The organism is Providencia sneebia DSM 19967 (assembly GCF_000314895.2).
GTDB classification, from domain to species: Bacteria; Pseudomonadota; Gammaproteobacteria; order Enterobacterales; family Enterobacteriaceae; genus Providencia; species Providencia sneebia.
This window is the reverse complement of the sequence record NZ_CM001773.1, coordinates 2,454,856-2,474,074: the sequence shown is the minus strand read 5'-3', so window position 1 is coordinate 2,474,074 and position 19,219 is coordinate 2,454,856. Positions and strand designations below refer to the sequence as shown.

Sequence of the window (19,219 nt, the reverse complement as noted above, 5' to 3'; positions counted from 1 at the left end):
AACGTGATGCTTCCACGAAAAAATGAAGGAAATATGAATATATCGTCAAATAATGTGCAGAAACGATGATATACGCATACTATGAATTAATTAGGCAGGGGAAATAAAAAACCTGTCGCGATAAAAAACGACAGGTTAAATAAGTTACGGCAGAAAGTCAGTGTCGATTAACGTGTAGCGCTGGTTTTTAATGCTTCTAAATTATCTTGTGTTGATGCGGTTGCAGGATTAGCAGTCCAACCTCTCCAAGCTAATGGCAAAAATGCAATTGCTACGGCTAACAAGGAAACACCGGCAACATAATAAGCAGGGGCCATATGAGATTGTTGCAACCATGCGCCTGTTAATATTGGTGTCAATCCACCAAAGATTGCGTAAGCAACATTATAAGCAAAGGATAAACCGGAGAAACGGATCTCTGGTGGAAATGCTCGAGTGCTGATAATTGGTGTTGTTGCAATTGCGCCAACAAAGAATCCCATTAAAGCATAGTTAAACGTTAATGTTGATGATGCAATATCTGATGATAAAGAGGAATAAAAATACAGTGCAGTAACCGCTAAGCCACCCCATGAAAATGCCATGGAAATACGCGTTCCAACTTTGTCACCTAACCAGCCCCAGAAAATACAACCTAACGTTAATGTCAGTGTCGCTGCGCAGTTTGCTTGCAAAGCAACATTACGATCAATATTGTATAATCCTTTCAAAACAACATCAGGCGTCATCAAGATAGTCACAACAATGGCTGTAGATAATGACCATGTTAAGCCCGCAGTAATCAAGCAAGCTTGTTTGTGTGATTTAATAACCGTTTTAACTGGCATCTCTTGTGCTAATGCTTTTTTCGCTGCTAATTCTTTGAATATAGGCGTTTCTTCTAAGAAACGGCGTAAATAAACAGAGATGAAGCCAAATATACCACCTAAAATAAACGGAATACGCCATGCGAAATCATGCACTTCTTGCGCGCTATAACTACGTTCAATAATGATAGCAACGATTGAACCTAATAAAATCCCGCCAGTAATCCCTGAAGTTAAAGTACCAACACCGAGGCCATAGCGCTGTTTTGGTGTATGCTCTGCAATAAATACCCAAGCACCCGGCATTTCGCCACCAATGGCTGCACCTTGCATAATACGCATTAACAATAATAACAATGGCGCTGCCATGCCAATACTGGCATAAGTTGGTAAAAAACCAATAACAAAAGTCGGGAATGCCATTAAGAAAATACTCAAAGTAAACATTTTCTTACGGCCAACTTTATCGCCGAAGTGCGCCATAATAATGCCGCCAAGTGGGCGTGCGAGATAACCTGCTGCAAACAAACCGAGTGTTGCCATGAGTGCTAAGAACTCATTGTCACCAGGGAAAAAGAGTTGAGAAATAATTTTTGCGTAAAAAACAAAAATAACAAAATCATAAAACTCTAATGTTCCACCTAAAGAGGATAACCCCAAAGTTTTATAGTCTTCTTTTCTCAATGGCCTTGCCGAGGGCTGGCTGCTTGCTTGCGATGTCATAATATGATCCTTTTTTAATACCGGATATATTATTTATATCCGTCGTACTTAAAGTTGCTGTGCTGTTGATTGTATTTATGGCGACAATCTTCAGTTGTTAGTTTGTTCCTAGTCATTCATTCCTTGGTCACTTTGCTATCATTCGAATTATTTAGGGTACATTTATTGTGTATTCGATATAACAGTTCAATTTGCCGCTAATATAAGAGGCAAATAATATTAGAAGTGAACAGATACGAGGTATAAAGCGCTAGATGATGTAACCTAGTTAATACTCTGTAACTTAATGCATGAGTTAATTTATAGCAGGAAATTCCATATTCTGTAAACAGTCATCCTCAAAACAAGGTTAATATTCCTGTTATCTGTTTTAGTGTGGTGTGATTGTCTATTTGGTGAAACAATAACATTATATGATGTTAATAAAAGGTTTTTTTCAGGAGATCCTATAATTATATTTTCACTATTAGGTATTAATTGATAAAAAAATATATTTTTTGCTGATTAAATCGTCGATAAAGTAACAAAATATTAATTTTCTAATATAGAAATATTTTTAGTAGTAATAGTAAATGAAAATAAATTAAAGGTTAGCGAATATATATCTTGAAATTGCATCGTTAATTTAAAATAACCATTGCTGTTATTGCAAGACTATATTGTTGAGAATGAAATAGTGTATGAGCTTATTTTATTCTAATAAGTAAAATGCCCAGTAAGTTTACTGGGCATTTTAGGCATAAAGGCGATTTGATTAAACTAAGAAAAGTGTGGCTAATCCTAAGAAAATAAAGAATCCACCTGTATCGGTAATGGCGGTGATCATTACGCTAGAACCAATCGCAGGGTCTTTACCACATTTAAGCATAATTAACGGGATAAGAACGCCCATAATGGCAGCCATGAGTAGGTTTAGTACCATAGCTAGGGTCATGACGGCACCCATGGCAATATCGCCATAAAGGAAATAGGTGACAACTCCCATTATACCACCCCAGACAATCCCGTTAATAAAGGCAACTCCCAGCTCTCTTAACATTAAGAATGAGAAACTACCCGTTTGGATTTGGTGTAAGGCGATTGCTCGGACAATCATGGTAATAGTTTGGTTACCTGTATTCCCACCAATACCAGCAACAATAGGCATTAAGGTTGCTAAGGCAACAAGTTGCGAAATAGTGTCTTCAAACACACCAATTACACGAGAGGCAACAAACGCTGTACATAAGTTAATTGCAAGCCATGTCCAACGTGTTTTCACGGCTTGACCAACGGGAGCAAACACATCTTCTTCTGGGCTTAACCCCCCCATCCGGCGGATGCTGTTATCATTTTCTTCGTTTAAGTTGTCAACGATATCTTCAACAGTTAGTCGCCCCATTAGTAGCCCATTGTTGTCTACAACGGCAGCAGAAATTAAGTCATAACGTTCGAACGCACTGGCTGCATCTTCCCCTTTTTCATCAGGTAAGAAGGTGACTGTGTCGGTTTTCATGACATCTGCGACAATTTTTTCAGGCGATTGAATTAAAATGGTTGTAAGAGGTAATTCGCCTTGCAGGTGATTGTTATGATCAACAACGAAAATTTTATCGGTAGCTTCAGGTATTTTGCCGCGTTGACGCAAGTAACGTTGTACTGTTTTTAATGTAATATGTGGACGGACAGTGACGAACTCAAAATCCATCATTTGCCCAACACTGTCTTTTGCATACTGCAAAACTTCACGTATACGGCTACGAAGACTTGGGTCGAGATAGGTGAGTAACCTTCTCATGGTGTCTTGTGGTAAATGCTCAGCAATATAAGCTTGTTCGTCGACATGAAGGTTGGCAACAGCGCGTAATAGCTCTCTGTCTGACATGTCTTTTATTAAACTATCCCAAACGGCAACAGAAGCTTCGACTAACACTTCACCGCGTTCAGTATTATCAACAAGACGCCATAATGCTAAACGTTCATCATAAGGCAACATCTCCAAAATATCGGCGATATCCGCTGCGTGTAAATCAACGAGCAATTCTTTAACAGCATGGACTTTTTCACTTATCTTTTTGTCATTCAGACTAATATGCTGGTCATGTTCAATCAGCGCATGGACAAATTCTTCATCGTCCATAAACAACGTTAAAATCTGCTGACGGATAAACGCCAGTTTCTGTGAATGCGGATTTACTGTAGGTATTGCATCAGTTGAGAAAGCAGGTTGTGACATTTTAATCCTTAAAACAATGAAAGGTGCTTAACGCGCCTTTATTTTATCCGTTGGCGGAAAATGACTACTTTAGTTGTCATTAATTTACACTTAACGCCAAGTCATACTCGTAATCTTAACAAATTGGGGGCAAGTCGGCCAATTACAGAGAGAAATAATCAGGTTAATGTATAATAATTAAGTAATAACCACATTAATTAGACTCTTCTCGAACCTTCAATTCCCAACCGGGTACATCTTCCCAATAAGCACTTTCTTTTTCTAAATCTAACTGCATCAGTGCATTTTGCGTGAGGTAATTAGCAGGAAGATACAATGTCCAATGGCCATCATCTGTTTTTAAACGCAATGATGATGGTGTGGTGGTTGATTGACGTTGATTATTCAATAAAATTGATAACCGTAATATTTGAATCAATGGAAAAAATTGTTTTCTTTTATATAAATGGAACTTAGGAATATCATCATATTTAATCGCGCGGCGATGATTACGCACTAAAGTGGCGAGTAATAATTGTTGTTCTTGATTAAAACCGGGTAAATTGGTGTTTTGTAATATATAAGCAGAGTGGCGATGTAAGCCACTTTGGTTGATATTTAGCCCAACTTCATGGAGCATGACCGCCCAGATTAAGATTGACTCAAGCTGCGGATTGACTAATTTAGGGTTTTGTTGCGCCCATTGATGATAAAGTTCTTCCATCGTTTTAAGGACGCGTTTGGCTTGTTCTCTATCAATATTGTAATGTTCGGCAAGGCTTAATGCTGTACGCTGGCGGATGTCTTGGTGGCGAAAACGACCTTCCATTTCATACAAAACCCCTTCACGCAAAGCGCCATCAGAAAGACGAAGTTCTTGAATATTGAGTGAATCAAAAACCGCACATAAAATAGCAAGTCCGGGAACAAAAACATATTTACGTTCTGAGGATAATCCCGGAATTTCCACAGCTGAAAAGGTTTTATATCTTAATGCGAGCTGTTTTATTTTTTCAAGACGTTCTCGTGTAATAACGCCATCAAGTTCACCCATTTCAATAATGACATTATGGGCGGCTTTTATGGTTCCAGAAGCGCCCATTGCAACATCCCACTTTAACTTTTTAAATTGTGTTGCAGAATGTTCAAGCTTTAAAAAGGCCGCTAAATAAGCACGGCTAAAATTTTCAGGTGTAATCACTTCATTAGGAAAATAGTTTCGAGCAAAACTCACACACCCCATTCGTTGACTATCAATTAATAACGGTTCGAACTTTTCACCAATAATTAATTCGGTTGAACCACCACCAATATCAATGACTAATTTTCTGCCTTTTTCGGGTTGAGTGTGCTCTACACCCATAAAAATTAAACGCGCTTCTTCTTGGCCAGAAATAATTTCAATAGGATAGGGGATTATTTTCTTGGCGCGTTTTAAAAACTCTTCAACATTGGTGGCAACGCGAAGGGAATGTGTCCCGACAATACAAACATTGGCTTCATTAAATCCTTGCAGGCGTTCAGCAAACAGCGCGAGACAGGCTAATCCACGCTCCATAGCTTCTTCACTTAATTCATTCGTTTCACTTAAGCCATCTGCGAGATGGACACGTTTTTTTAAACGAGTGAGAACTTGAAGTGCACCATTGACAATTCGAGCGATCACCATATGAAAGCTATTAGAGCCAAGGTCAATAGCCGCAATTTCTTGAGGCCTCGGGGCCGAGGGTTGAGTGATTGGCATAATATTAAGACCTTGTTTCTGGTGTTTCTAATGATTTCAAATAGTCATAAACTGCGAGTTGAGCTTGTATTTTTCGCTTATTACCGCGGGGAACATAGTTATTACTGAGATCTTTGTCAACATAACGGGCTTTAACGGTATCACTAAATTGTAATTCGAGAATATCGAGTACAGTTTGTTTTAGCCTCTCGTCAACAAGACGTACCGCAACTTCAATTCGATAGTCAATATTTCGTGTCATCCAATCAGCTGATGAAATAAAGACTTGCTCATCACCGGCATTGGCAAACACATATACGCGGTCATGTTCTAAAAAACGGTCGACAATACTGGTGACTTGAATATTTTCACTGTATCCCGGCTGTCCGGCGACTAACGAGCACATTCCTCTAATTAATAAACGAACTTTTACACCTGCATTCGAAGCATCATATAATTTATCTGTCAGTTCTCTATCAACAAGATTATTGATTTTTAAGGTGATCCCACTTGGCAGACCCGCTAGTGCATTGACAATTTCTTGGTCAATTAACGCATTTAGTTTAGTTCGAGTATTCTGTGGAGAAACCATCAAATTATTGAAAGTCACTGGGCGGTAAGGATTTTCAATAAAGCTGAAAACGCGACGAACTTCATTGGTAATTTCTTCATTTGCAGTCAAAAGCGAGTAATCAGTATAGAGACGCGCTGTTTTCTCATTAAAGTTACCCGTTCCGATATGTGCATAACGGACAATTTGACCTTCTTCCATGCGCGAGATAATAAAGAGCTTTGCATGTATTTTTAAGCCGGGTGCAGAGAAAATGACATGTACGCCAGCCGCAGTAAGATGTTTTGCCCAATGAATATTGGCTTCTTCGTCAAATCGTGCTTGCAATTCAACGACAACAGTCACTTTTTTACCGTTATGAGCAGCGTGGATCATAGAATCAATAATTCGCGAATCTTTCGCAACACGATAAATATTGATCTTAATAGAGAGAACATTCGGATCAAATGATGCTTGCCTTAGCAATTCTAAGGTATGTTCGAAAGTGTAATAGGGATAATAAAGTAATACATCCCGTTCACGAATAGCATCAAAACCATTGCGGAAATTATCAAACCAACGATGGCGCAGTCTTGGCAACGGTTTATTTAATAGATTTTTATTGCCTTCATTGGGGAACTTAATAAAATCTTTAAAGTTATGATAACGGCCACCCGCAATGACGGAGTCGTCATTAGATAATCCCAATTTTTCTCGTAAAACAGCGACCATTTCATCAGGCATATCGCGTTGATAAACAAAACGCACTGGTTCTGCCGTTAAGCGCTGTTTTAATGTCGACGACATAATTTCAAGCAAACTGGATTCCATTTCAGTTGCGATATCATATTCTGCATCACGCGTCATCTTCATCGAATAAGCATTTAATTTATCGTAATCGAAGAAGCCCTTGAATATTTCATCAAGCGTATAACGTAAAATATTATCAATTAAGATCATTGATTTGCGTCGTTTTGGCATTTCAGGCGGTAAATTGACGAAACGAGGTACTTTATCTGAAGGGATCTCCAATAAAGCATATTGGACATCATTGCCATTGATAATCTCGACCGCTAAATAGGTGTAATCATCTTTTAAAAATTCGACCAGATTAGTATCAGGATTTATTAAAATCGGTGTAATGTGCTGGCGGAGATTTTGGCGAAAGTATTGGCGTAACCATATTTGTTGACGTGGAGAAATCTGGCGCTCATTAATTAAAAATATTTGGTTACGTGCCATTTCAAGTAGCAAGTCGTTATAGAGAATATCGAACTCTTGTTCTTGCTTTGCGACTTTATTTTGAATGCGTTTGAGTAAATGGCGAGCGCCACTTGCTGAACCACGTTCTTCATTGATTAAAATGCGTCGCTTTACATCGGCAAAACGCACTTTATAAAATTCATCTAAATTATTGGAATAAATGCCCAAAAAACGCATACGCTCAATAAGAGGGTTTCGCTTATCTGCTGCTTCTTGTAATACTCGTTCGTTGAATGCTAGCCAGCTTAGCTCTTTTTCATGATATAAACGTTCTTGGGACATTGTTTCTCCATATCGTACTGACTACTCATCAGATTAAAAACCCTGACTAACATGCAGCGATTAACTTGATTGTGCTAGCAGAGCTTTTGGGATCCTAAAGGTGTTGTTTAATTGTTGCGTGAGGGCTGACAACATTTTCAGGATTGCTTGATTGAGCTTTAATTGCAAAATATTGGCTTTGGAAAATACACATACGAATAGCAGTGTGATATCGACCATTAACAAAAAACTCGTCAATAAGTTCACCTTCTGTATGAAAGCCGAGTTTATTATAAATATGAATTGCTTTGATATTCTCTTTATCTACGATGAGGTACAGTTTATAAAGATTGAGCACTGAAAATGCGTAATCCATTGCAAGTTTAGCTGCGCGAGTTGCGTAGCCATGACCTTGATAGCGTGGCGCAATAATAATTTGAAATTCAGAGCGACGATGAATGTAATCAATTTCAACCAATTCAACTAAACCAACTTTTTCACTTTCATTCTCAACAATAAAACGCCGTTCTGATTGGTCGTGAATATGTTTGTCATAAAGATCGCTTAGTTCAACAAATGCTTCATATGGCTCTTCAAACCAGTAGCGCATCACACTTGCATTGTTATCAAGTTGATGGATAAATGCTAAATCTTCACGTTCAAGTGGGCGCAATCTAAACGGATGAGCTTGCCCGGTTGTCATAAAACACCTCTGTGTTATTAAAAAATATGTATTGTATTTAAAGACGCATTAAGTCTTTTAGAATAGATATGATGCTTCTATTTTCCAACTTAATACATAAGAATAACACTTATTTGCGATAAAATAATGACACAAAGCAGAGAGTTCTGTTAATTGGCGAAGATTAACGCAATTTTAAAGCAGCAGGGCTAATGAGTTATCAAGATGGCATGAACACTACATCACTTATTTTATCTGGTTTACAAACAGCAAAGAAAATGTAGCGTTCATGTAACATCAAAAAGAAGGAAGATAGAAAACCTATGGTGCTTTGATAAAGCCTTGTGGTGATAAAAGTGTACCATCTAAATAGGCATGATTATCCTTCATGGTTAAACGTCCTGTCACAAACCATTGCACCACTTTGGGATAAATATGATGCTCTTGCTCTTTCACTCGCTCAATGAGATTTTCTTCAGTATCTTCAGCTAAAATTGGGATTCTAGCTTGTAAGATAACAGGCCCACCATCAAGCTCTTCTGTGACAAAATGCACGGAAGTACCGTGTTCTTGATCACCATTTTCTAGGGCTTTACGGTGAGTATGTAAGCCGGGATATTTAGGCAGTAAAGAAGGGTGGATATTAAGCATTTTCCCTTCATAATGTTTGACGAAATTAGGCGTTAAAATTCGCATAAACCCAGCTAATACAACTAAATCTGGCTGATATTCGTCGATCATTGTCATGAGAGCAGCATCATATTCATCACGATTAGCAAACAGTTTTGTGCTCAAAGATAAGGCTGGAATTCCAGCCTGTTGTGCGCGAACTAGCCCATAAGCTTCAGGCTGATTGCTGATAACGGCAACAATTTGTGCTTGAGAAGCATATGATGTTGTATCAATCAGTGACTGCAAATTACTGCCGCTGCCAGAAATGAGAACAACGACCTTTTTCATTAGCGAATCACTACCTGTTCTTCACCAGCGGGTTGAGTTGCAATTGTCCCTATTTGCCAAGCTGTTTCGCCCAGAGAATTCAGAAGCGCTAAAGCAGATTCAACTTCATGTTGAGGAAGGGCAATAATAATACCGACACCACAGTTAAAGGTGCGATACATTTCGTGGTCGGTCACGCTACCTGCTTGTTGCAACCAATTAAAGACCGCAGGCCATTGCCAGCTATCTTTATCAATTTGCGCTTGTGTATTTTCAGGTAATACGCGTGGAATATTTTCCCAGAAACCACCACCAGTAATGTGCGCGATTGCATGAATATCGCATTTTTCTATTAATTCAAGGACATTTTTGACATAGATACGCGTTGGTGCCAATAAATGATCAGCAAGTGACTTGCCTTCAAGTTCAACCGCTTCTGAGTCAGTTTTACTGACTTCTAGAATTTTGCGAATTAATGAATAACCATTGGAGTGGGGACCACTTGAGGCAAGCGCAATCAATGCATCGCCAGCACTCACTTTACTACCATCAATAATTTCAGAACGTTCTACAACACCAACACAGAAACCTGCGACATCATAATCTTCACCATGATACATGCCCGGCATTTCAGCAGTTTCACCACCCACTAATGCACAACCAGATTGTTTACAACCTTCAGCAATTCCAGTGATAACACTTGCTGCGGTATCGACATCCAATTTACCTGTTGCATAGTAATCTAAGAAAAATAATGGTTCAGCGCCTTGTACAATGAGGTCATTCACACACATTGCGACGAGATCGATACCGATTGTATCATGGCGTTTTAGATCCATTGCGAGGCGCAGTTTTGTACCTACACCATCAGTCCCGGAAACTAAAACGGGCTCACGGTATTTTTGGGGCAGAGAACATAAAGCACCAAATCCTCCCAATCCTCCCATCACTTCTGGACGGCGGGTTTCTTTTACCACACCTTTAATTCGTTCAACCAAGGCATTACCCGCATCAATATCAACACCGGCATCTTTATAGCTGAGAGAGGTTTTATCAGTCACTACGGCCCCCAAGGCAATTGTGTTTTAGAAAAATGAACGTCAATGAAATCTATTCTATCAGGCTAAGCAAACGTTTGCGATAGCTTTATGAATGAATTAATCCTAATATAAAAATGTATTATTTTTGATTGTTTTGACATCAATCAAGTCGTTCTAGGTGGCAATGCATATAAAAAGAGGTATAATCCGGCGATTTTTTTGTGCGCTGGCGTCTAAAATAGTAGGAGAATCCCATGAAGATCGTTGAGGTAAAACACCCTCTCGTTAAACATAAACTCGGCCTGATGCGAGATCATGAAATCAGCACTAAACGTTTTCGTGAACTGGCCTCAGAGGTTGGTAGCCTACTGACTTATGAAGCAACCGCTGACCTAGAAACTGAGACAGTCACCATTGAAGGTTGGTGTGGTCCTGTAGAAATAGAACAAATTAAAGGGAAGAAAATTACTGTTGTTCCTATCCTGCGTGCAGGTATTGGGATGATGAACGGAGTTTTAGAAAGTGTTCCAAGTGCGCGTATCAGTGTAGTTGGTGTTTATCGTGATGAAGAAACACTGAAACCTGTATCTTATTTCCAAAAATTAGTTTCTAACATTGATGAGCGTTTAGCGCTTGTTGTTGACCCAATGTTAGCAACGGGTGGGTCAATGATTGCAACAATTGACTTGCTGAAAAATGCAGGCTGTAAATCAATTAAAGTATTAGTCCTTGTTGCGGCTCCTGAAGGAATTGCTGCACTAGAAGCGGCTCACCCAGATGTTGAGCTTTATACCGCGTCTATTGATCAATATTTAAATGAAGATGGGTATATTGTTCCGGGTCTTGGAGACGCGGGCGATAAGATATTTGGTACAAAATAATAACTAGCCGACTTAAGAAGTCGGCTTTTTTTTGATTCAAAAAGTATTAAGGGGATAAAACAAAATGACACGCCGTACGATCAGTGTTGAAGAAAGGCCACCGCTATTTCAAACGATACCGCTCAGTTTTCAACATCTGTTTGCTATGTTTGGGGCAACCGTTATCGTACCAATTTTGTTTGGTATAAACCCAGCGACCGTTTTACTGTTTAATGGTATTGGGACCTTATTATACTTATTCATTTGTAAAGGTCGCATTCCGGCTTATTTAGGATCGAGTTTTGCATTTATATCACCTGTATTGATATTGCTTCCATTAGGCTATGAGCTTGCATTGGGAGGCTTTATTATTTGTGGGGTGTTATTTTGTCTTGTTGCATTAATAGTCAAAGTGGCGGGAAGGGGCTGGATTAATGCCATGTTCCCTCCGGCAGCAATGGGGGCAATTGTTGCTGTTATTGGTTTAGAATTAGCACAAACCGCAGCCGGTATGGCCGGATTATTGCCAACAGCGGATGCGCCTGTAGAATCATCAACGCTAATTATTTCAATTACAACATTAGTGGTGACAATTCTTTGCGCAGTGGTATTTCGCGGATTCCTTTCCATTATTCCAATATTAATTGGTTTTTTAGCGGGTTATGCATTGTCTTACTTCATGGGTATTGTTGATTTTACACCTGTGATTGAAGCACCTTGGTTTGCTATTCCTACTTTTTATTCACCGAGATTTGAATGGTTTGCCATTTTAACTATCTTACCTGCGGCTCTAGTGGTGATCGCTGAGCACGTTGGTCACTTGGTCGTGACGGCAAATATTGTGGATCGTGATTTGATGAAAAATCCAGGTTTGCACCGTTCAATGTTTGCAAATGGTTTTTCAACGGTTATTTCCGGTTTCTTTGGTTCAACACCAAACACAACTTATGGTGAAAATATTGGCGTAATGGCAATAACCAAAGTTTACAGTACTTGGGTTATTGGTGGTGCTGCGATTATTGCTATTTTATTATCTTGTGTTGGGAAATTAGCAGCGGCAATTCAATTAGTACCCGTACCTGTAATGGGGGGTGTTTCATTATTACTTTATGGCGTGATTGGTGCTTCTGGTATTCGTGTGCTTATTGATTCAAAAGTTGATTACAACAAGCCACAAAATTTAATTTTAACTTCTGTGATCTTAATTATTGGTGTAAGTGGTGCTGTTATTCATATTGGTCAAGCTGAACTAAAAGGCATGGCATTAGCCACTGTTGTCGGTATTGTGATGGCATTGATCTTTAAATTTGTCACGTTTGTTCGACCTGATAAGCAGTTTATTACGGATGAAATTGAAGAAGTTGATGTCCATAATTCTAAAAAATAATTAAATAGTTAGGATTGCCGGTTGCGAAAGCGCCGGCGATTAACGACTTCCAGTTCATCTATCCTTGCTATTTATGATAAACTTGTTGGCGTTAATTGTTTTACACAGTTAGAGGTGCTTCTGAATACACCATCACAGCTTTCACTACCACTTTATTTGCCCGATGACGAAACCTTTGCAAGCTTTTATGCGGGAGAGAATGAGGCATTATTATCTGCAATTAAATTAGCGATAAATCAACCTCATGGTAGCTATATTTATTATTGGTCTCGTGAAGGGGGCGGAAAAAGTCACCTATTACATGCGGCTTGTGCTGAATTGTCTGAACAAAATATGGCCGTTGGGTATGTTCCTTTAGACAAACGCGCGTATTTTGTGCCTGAAGTTCTAGATGGTATGGAACATTTATCTCTAGTGTGTATTGATAATATTCAGTGTATTGCAGGTGATCCTGAATGGGAAATGGCTATTTTTAATCTGTATAACCGAATATTAGAAATAGGGCGAACCTGTTTATTGATCACCGGAGATAGGCCACCTCGGCAAATTAATTTGACATTACCTGATTTGGCTTCTCGCCTTGATTGGGGGCAAATCTATAAATTACATCCTTTAAGTGATGAGGATAAAATTTGTGCTTTGCAATTACGAGCTCGCATGCGGGGGTTTGAATTACCTGAAGATGTTTGCCGTTTTGTTTTAAAACGTCTTGATAGAAAAATGGGAACGTTGTTTGATATTTTAAACAAATTAGACCATGCGTCTATTGTTGCGCAGCGTAAGTTAACGATCCCATTCGTGAAAGATATTCTTCAATTATAATATTACGGCAGCTAATTCACTGCCGTTTCCATTTCTCATAATGACAATATTTCAACCACTTGCTCTGGTGGGCGACCCAATTTCGCTTTTTCGCCATGAATAACAATAGGTCGTTCAATTAATTTTGGATTATCGTGCATCGCTTTAATCAATTGATCTTGTGTTAACGCTTTATCATTAAGATTTAATTCTTTATAGATATCTTCTTTCGTTCTCATCAATTGTCGTGCATCAGTAAATCCAAGTAGGGTTAATAAATGTTTAATCTCTGCGATGCTTGGTGGTGTTTTTAAATATTCAATAATAGTTGGATGAACACCTTTCGATTCCAGTAATGCCAGCGTTTCACGACTTTTAGATCAACGCGGGTTATGGTAAATAGTGACAGAGTGAGTCATGTTGCTGTTTCCTTATAACTTATTTTTGCTATCGCGTAATTGTAGCTGTCTTAATTCATCAATACGCGCATCATAGCGTAGTTGTTCAAAACTCCCTAAACGGCTTTTACGACTTGCATCGGTTAAATAATTAACGGCAGTATCATAATTACCGCGTAATGCCATGCCTTCAGCATAAGCGGCTAACTCTTCATTTCGATTGCCTTGTTTAGCGGAAGATTCTGCAAGTAGATCCCAACCAATCGGATCGGCTGGGTTATTAAAGGTGTATTTGTACAATAATGAACTCGCCGCTTTATATTGTTTATCTTGGATTAACGCATTGGCGAGGTTAACCTGTAACACAGGATTGTTAGGCGATTTTTTGAGTGCATTTTGTAGGCGAGTTACTGCTTTTCCAGAACGATTTTGTTCAATATCTAAATCCGTCATGCTATCAATAAACCATGGATTATCAGGCTGTTTTTCAAGTAATCCATTGACGATTTTAGTCGCTTCCGCATATTTTTATTTTGCGACAGTTGCAATGCCCGACCATATTCTGCCGCAATGCGCTCTTCTGGTGTGCCTTTGCTGTAGTTCTCAAGGATTTGCTCTAACGCTTTTTCTTGGCCTGATGTATACATGGATAAGATACGAACACGCGCCAGCATGAAATCTTCAGATGAGGGAACCCTAACTTTCGGGTATTGATTTGAGCGGTTACGCGCATCAGCCAAACGGCTATCAGGTAATGGGTGAGTCAGCAAGATTTCTGGCGGTTTTGACATATAACGGGTTTGATCTGACATTGTCTGCATGAAGTCTGCCATTGCATGCGGATCAAAACCTGAACGTCTAAGTGTCTGTAAGCCAATGCGATCAGCTTCTTGCTCATTAGATTGAGTAAAGGTAATCATACCTTGCTGAACACCCGCCATTGTTCCCGTTAATGCAGCAAACCCTGCTTGCGGGTTAGCCATAACTAATAATAGAGAACCTACTACACCGGCAATAGCAAGTGGTGTCGTAGATTTTTGATCTTCCATCATTCTTGCTAAGTGACGTTGTGTGACGTGAGAAATTTCATGCGCCATGACAGAAGCTAATTGGCTCTCATTTTGGCTATAGCGGAAAAGGGCAGAGTGAAGAACAACATTTCCACCAAAATAAGCGTAAGCATTAATATTTGGGTTATTGACTAAGTAAAATTTAAACGGCGTTTTAACAGAATCTGCATTTTTAACTAACCGCATACCTAATTTATTAATATATTGATTTAGTAACGGATCATAAATTAATGGGGTACTTGCTCTAATTTGGCGAGTAATTGCATCACCGATGATAATCTCTTGGTTGATGCTTAATGTTCCGCCAGCCGTTGTTCCTATATCCGGTAGCGAATCTTCTACAGCACTATATGTAGGCACAGAGATACCACTAACACAGGCCGCAATTAATAAGCTAATGAGTGGATTTTTCAGTTTTTTATTCATAAAACAATTGCATTCCTTACAACGATTAATATGAGGGCAATTCTTGTGAGTAAAAGCTACCGTAAAGTTTGTTAATCGGTATAATTTTCGCTAATTCAGGAATCGTCATTAAAAAGTCTTAATTTCCAAGGAGTCAATGAATGCTGGAAATGTTATTACAATGGTATCGGCGCCGTTTTGCTGATCCGCAAGCTGTCGCGCTGTTTACATTGCTTATTGTTGGCTTCTGTATCATCTTTTTCTTCAGCAATATACTTGCTCCGTTATTGGTGGCCATTGTATTAGCATATTTGCTTGAATGGCCAACACATATTCTTCAGCGTGTTGGATGCTCCCGCGTTGTAGCGGTTAGTATCATTTTGACCTTATTCGCCGGAATAAGTGCCATGGTTATTTTAATTATTGCACCAACTGCATGGCAGCAAGGGTTAAATTTGGTTACTGATCTTCCTAGCATGGTCAATCGTTTTAATGAATTCGCGCAAACATTGCCTGACCGTTATCCTGCCTTAGTTGATGCTGGGATCATTGATATGATGGCGGATAATTTGAGAGGGCGCTTATCTTCTATGGCGGAAACCGCGGTGAAAATGTCGGTTGCTTCACTCATTGGCATGTTTACTTTAGCAATTTATCTCGTTTTAGTGCCACTGATGGTGTTTTTTTATTAAAGGATAAACACAAAATTATTAATAGTGTACAAAAAATATTGCCGAGAAACCGCTTGTTAGTTGGAAAAGTTTGGTTGGAAATGAATCAACAAATCACTAACTACTTACGCGGTAAAGCCACTGAAATGGTTATTGTTGGTGTATGCACATATGCAGGTTTTGCCTATTTTGATTTGCGTTATTCAGTATTGTTGTCTGTTTTAGTCGGGGTTTCTGTATTGATCCCTTATATCGGGGCTGTAGCTGTGACAATACCTGTGGTTTTAGTCGCGCTATTCCAGTGGGGAATTGGCAGTGATTTTTGGTCATTAATTATTGTCTATCTGATTATTCAAGGGTTAGATAGTAACTTGTTTGTTCCGCTACTTTTTTCTGAAGCAGTCAATCTTCATCCTTTAGTTATTATCTTGTCAGTGGTTATTTTTGGTGGTTTATGGGGTTTTTGGGGAGTCTTTTTCGCCATTCCTCTTGCCACTTTGATCAAGGCTGTTATTAATGTATGGCCGGATGATACAGTAGAGAATAAATCGACATCTGAATAAAGGAAGTGGTTATGCAAGCAAGAATTGAGCTACAGCAGGGTGATATTACAAAGATTAATGCTGATGCCATTGTGAATGCCGCAAACAGTTCTCTTTTAGGTGGAGGTGGTGTTGATGGCGCTATCCACCGCGCAGGTGGAGGGGATATTCTTGATGAATGTCGTCAAATTAGAGCAAGACAAGGCGGTTGCAAGCCTGGAGATGCTGTCATCACTACTGCGGGAAAATTACCCGCAAAATATGTTATTCACACGGTAGGGCCAGTTTGGCAAAATGGTTCGCAGAATGAAGCCCAAATATTAGAAAAAGCGTATTTATCCAGTTTAAAATTAGCCAACCAGTATAAATTAAATGTGGTTGCTTTCCCTAATATTAGTACGGGTATTTATCATTTTCCAAAACAACTGGCTGCGCAAATCGCTTATCAAACAGTTACTCAATATCTTGCGGAAAATGAATTTCCTAAAAAAGTCATTTTTGTGTGTTTTGATGATGAAAACTACTGTTTATATAATCAATTGCTTGAAAATAAGTCATGTTGATTATTTTCAAAATGTACTTTAGGTTGGCATTCAATTCGAAATGAATGTCTTGAGTGATAAAATAAGAGGGCGTTATGAAATAGCCCTCTTATCAGGATATTTAAGCGTGAGAGTTTAAATATTCGAGAACGATTTCATGGTGGTTACTGGTTTTGAAATTATCAAACACATGTTCGATATTTCCTTGTGCATCAATAAGAAAACTCACACGGTGGATCCCGTCATAAGTTTTACCCATGAACTGTTTTTCTCCCCAAATACCAAATTGTTCACAAATCTGGTGGTCTTCATCTGAAAGTAAAGTGAAGTTCAATAACTCTTTTTCAGCGAATCGAGCCAATTTTTCGGGTTTATCTGTGCTGATGCCTAAAACTTCAACACCTTTTTGCTTAAGCGTATCCATTTCATCGCGCAGGCCACAAGCCTGAACGGTACATCCTGGGGTCATCGCTTTTGGATAAAAATAGACTAATACGCGTTGACCCTGATAATCTGAAAGATTGATGATTTCACCATCTTGGTCAGGAAGGCTGAGTTGAGGCGCCTTATCACCGGCTTTCAATGGGTTCATTACATATATCTCCATTAACTCTGCATTTTAGGATTATTAACAATGCTTATGTTGCCTTTGGCGTTAAGCATTGTACATAGTTGTTGAAATTTATTCTTTATAATTATGCCATTATCATCGAGAGGATGATGCGCCGTAATTTGAATTTCAAGTTGAGCGGGTGTGCCATTACGTGTATTCGCTGGCTGTGTTTTTGATACAAGTTCTGCAATATTGCACTGTTGAGTCGTAAATAGGTTGGTAAATTGCTCAACAATACGCGGCGCGTCATCCACTATTACATTGACAGTCACTGTTAATGGATAATCAGTCGTTTGTACACTTTGAGTTCGCTTCATCACAATAAGTAACTCAAGTTCTGCGCCTTTCAAAGGTAAGGTCGCTTCAATTTGAGCAATAGCATTCCAACTACCAGAGAGCATCATGATGAAGGTAAATTCTTTGCCAAACATTGCTAGACGGCTGTCTTCAATATTACAGCCACACTCGCTCACTAGGCGTGTGATGGTATTCACAATTCCCGTGCGATCTGTTCCCAGCGCAGTAATTACAAGAAATTGCTGTTCTGTTTTAGGCAAAGTCCATTCCTTATTTATTATCTATTTTCAATTAAATTATGCTGATTAAGCTCAATAATCCAACCAAAAAATGGTTTGGGTAACTGTGGTAAGGAAACCATAAAAATGACACGCTGCCAAGTAGTGAGATTCACTCTTGCGAAGAATAATAGAGAATTATTACTTCTGTTTAATTTAATCTTTGCGGTATTAACAAAATTCATTAAAAACGTGTGTTTGAGAGGTTTTCTTATTGGAAATGACAACGTAACATGGAGACTAAATTATTTCGGGAGGTACAGGTATGTCACAAACTAACATTAATTATAAAGCATTCCTCACTGGCAGCATTGTTGCCGTGATTACACCAATGAATTCAAATGGCGATTTGGATAAACAAAGTTTGAAAAGATTGGTGGATTACCATGTAGAAAATGGTACCTCCGCGATTGTTTCTGTTGGGACAACGGGTGAGTCAGCAACACTCAGCCATAAAGAGCATGTTGATGTTGTGCATACAACGCTTGAACTCGCCGATGGACGTATTCCAATCATTGCTGGTACTGGCGCAAATGCAACAGCAGAAGCTATTTCTCTTACAAAAGAGTTTGAAAATTCAGGGGTTGTTGCTTGCTTGACGGTAACACCTTATTATAATAAACCTTCGCAGGAAGGGTTATATCAGCATTTTAAAGCGATTTCAGAAAGTACTTGCTTGCCTCAAATTCTCTATAATGTACCATCACGTACTGGATGTGATTTATTACCAGAAACAGTGGGACGTTTAGCTAAATTGGCTAATATTGTTGCAATTAAAGAAGCGACAGGGAACTTAGCAAGGGTAAATCAAATCAAAGAACTGGTTGATGACAATTTTGTTCTGCTCACAGGCGATGATGCAACCGCGCTCGACTTTATGCAGTTGGGTGGGCAAGGTGTGATTTCAGTGACATCTAACGTTGCGGCTGCACAAATGGTAAAAATGTGTGACTTAGCGCTTGCGGGCAAATATACTGAGGCTCGAGAATTAAACAAAACCCTGATGGGTCTGCATCATCAGTTGTTTGTCGAGCCGAATCCAATTCCAGCGAAATGGGGCTGTCACCGCCTTGGTCTGATCTCTGATGGTACGTTACGTTTACCAATGACGCCACTTACCACATCAGGTCAAGAAAAAGTGGAACAAGCCCTAAGACTCGCTGGATTACTGTAA

General features: G+C 39.1%; 14 protein-coding genes and 3 pseudogenes. 6 read left to right on the top strand and 11 right to left on the bottom strand.

Annotated features, from left to right (window positions below):
* Window positions 1-167: 167 nt before the first annotated feature.
* The 7 genes and pseudogenes from OO7_RS10255 to purM form a co-directional block, all read right to left on the bottom strand.
* The gene (locus OO7_RS10255; RefSeq protein ID WP_008915884.1) at window positions 168-1,529 is read right to left on the bottom strand and encodes an MFS transporter; all 1,362 of its coding nucleotides are present in this window, start codon (window positions 1,527-1,529) and stop codon (window positions 168-170) included.
* Between the two features lie 754 nt (window positions 1,530-2,283).
* A pseudogene (mgtE, locus tag OO7_RS10250) lies at window positions 2,284-3,564 on the bottom strand (magnesium transporter); the annotation flags it as partial.
* A 373-nt stretch (window positions 3,565-3,937) separates the two neighbouring features.
* The gene (gene ppx, locus OO7_RS10245) at window positions 3,938-5,467 is read right to left on the bottom strand and encodes an exopolyphosphatase (protein ID WP_008915882.1); all 1,530 of its coding nucleotides are present in this window, start codon (window positions 5,465-5,467) and stop codon (window positions 3,938-3,940) included.
* A 4-nt stretch (window positions 5,468-5,471) separates the two neighbouring features.
* A complete protein-coding gene (gene ppk1 / locus OO7_RS10240) occupies window positions 5,472-7,541 on the bottom strand; it encodes a polyphosphate kinase 1 (RefSeq protein ID WP_008915881.1) in 2,070 nt (689 codons plus the stop codon).
* A 94-nt stretch (window positions 7,542-7,635) separates the two neighbouring features.
* Window positions 7,636-8,223, bottom strand: coding sequence for a spermidine N1-acetyltransferase (gene speG, locus OO7_RS10235; protein WP_008915880.1), 588 nt, complete (start codon window positions 8,221-8,223; stop codon window positions 7,636-7,638).
* Between the two features lie 300 nt (window positions 8,224-8,523).
* Window positions 8,524-9,162 carry a phosphoribosylglycinamide formyltransferase gene (gene purN / locus OO7_RS10230; protein WP_008915879.1) on the bottom strand — a complete coding sequence of 213 codons (639 nt, stop codon included), beginning with the start codon at window positions 9,160-9,162 and terminating at the stop codon, window positions 8,524-8,526.
* Window positions 9,162-10,202, bottom strand: coding sequence for a phosphoribosylformylglycinamidine cyclo-ligase (purM, locus tag OO7_RS10225; protein WP_008915878.1), 1,041 nt, complete (start codon window positions 10,200-10,202; stop codon window positions 9,162-9,164). The genes purN and purM overlap by 1 nt, the downstream gene beginning before the upstream one ends.
* A gap of 233 nt (window positions 10,203-10,435) precedes the next feature.
* Here purM and upp point away from each other — a divergent pair, with 233 nt between their 5' ends.
* The 3 genes from upp to hda all read left to right on the top strand — a co-directional run bounded on the left by upp (window position 10,436) and on the right by hda (window position 13,250).
* Window positions 10,436-11,062, top strand: coding sequence for a uracil phosphoribosyltransferase (upp, locus tag OO7_RS10220; protein WP_008915877.1), 627 nt, complete (start codon window positions 10,436-10,438; stop codon window positions 11,060-11,062).
* A 64-nt stretch (window positions 11,063-11,126) separates the two neighbouring features.
* Entirely contained in the window at window positions 11,127-12,428 is a 1,302-nt protein-coding gene (gene uraA, locus OO7_RS10215; RefSeq protein WP_008915876.1) for a uracil permease, read from the top strand.
* 114 nt (window positions 12,429-12,542) lie between these two features.
* Complete coding sequence (hda, locus tag OO7_RS10210; protein WP_008915875.1) at window positions 12,543-13,250, top strand: DnaA inactivator Hda; 708 nt, start codon at window positions 12,543-12,545, stop codon at window positions 13,248-13,250.
* A gap of 35 nt (window positions 13,251-13,285) precedes the next feature.
* Here the strand turns inward: hda and arsC are convergent, their stop codons facing one another.
* Together arsC and bepA are read right to left on the bottom strand one after the other, a co-directional pair.
* Window positions 13,286-13,648 (bottom strand): arsenate reductase (glutaredoxin), encoded by a 363-nt coding sequence (arsC, locus tag OO7_RS10205; protein ID WP_083928980.1) that lies wholly within the window; start codon window positions 13,646-13,648, stop codon window positions 13,286-13,288.
* A gap of 12 nt (window positions 13,649-13,660) precedes the next feature.
* Window positions 13,661-15,123, bottom strand: a pseudogene (gene bepA, locus OO7_RS10200) (beta-barrel assembly-enhancing protease).
* Between the two features lie 140 nt (window positions 15,124-15,263).
* Between bepA and OO7_RS10195 the strand changes: the two are divergent.
* Together OO7_RS10195 and OO7_RS10190 are read left to right on the top strand one after the other, a co-directional pair.
* Window positions 15,264-16,336, top strand: a pseudogene (locus OO7_RS10195) (AI-2E family transporter).
* A gap of 11 nt (window positions 16,337-16,347) precedes the next feature.
* Complete coding sequence (locus tag OO7_RS10190; RefSeq protein WP_008915871.1) at window positions 16,348-16,878, top strand: O-acetyl-ADP-ribose deacetylase; 531 nt, start codon at window positions 16,348-16,350, stop codon at window positions 16,876-16,878.
* Window positions 16,879-16,978: 100 nt separating this feature from the next.
* Here OO7_RS10190 and bcp read toward each other — a convergent pair whose 3' ends face one another.
* Complete coding sequence (bcp, locus tag OO7_RS10185; protein ID WP_008915870.1) at window positions 16,979-17,449, bottom strand: thioredoxin-dependent thiol peroxidase; 471 nt, start codon at window positions 17,447-17,449, stop codon at window positions 16,979-16,981.
* Window positions 17,450-17,463: 14 nt separating this feature from the next.
* Window positions 17,464-18,027 (bottom strand): glycine cleavage system transcriptional repressor, encoded by a 564-nt coding sequence (locus OO7_RS10180; protein WP_008915869.1) that lies wholly within the window; start codon window positions 18,025-18,027, stop codon window positions 17,464-17,466.
* A 283-nt stretch (window positions 18,028-18,310) separates the two neighbouring features.
* Here OO7_RS10180 and dapA point away from each other — a divergent pair, with 283 nt between their 5' ends.
* Entirely contained in the window at window positions 18,311-19,219 is a 909-nt protein-coding gene (gene dapA / locus OO7_RS10170; RefSeq protein ID WP_008915867.1) for a 4-hydroxy-tetrahydrodipicolinate synthase, read from the top strand.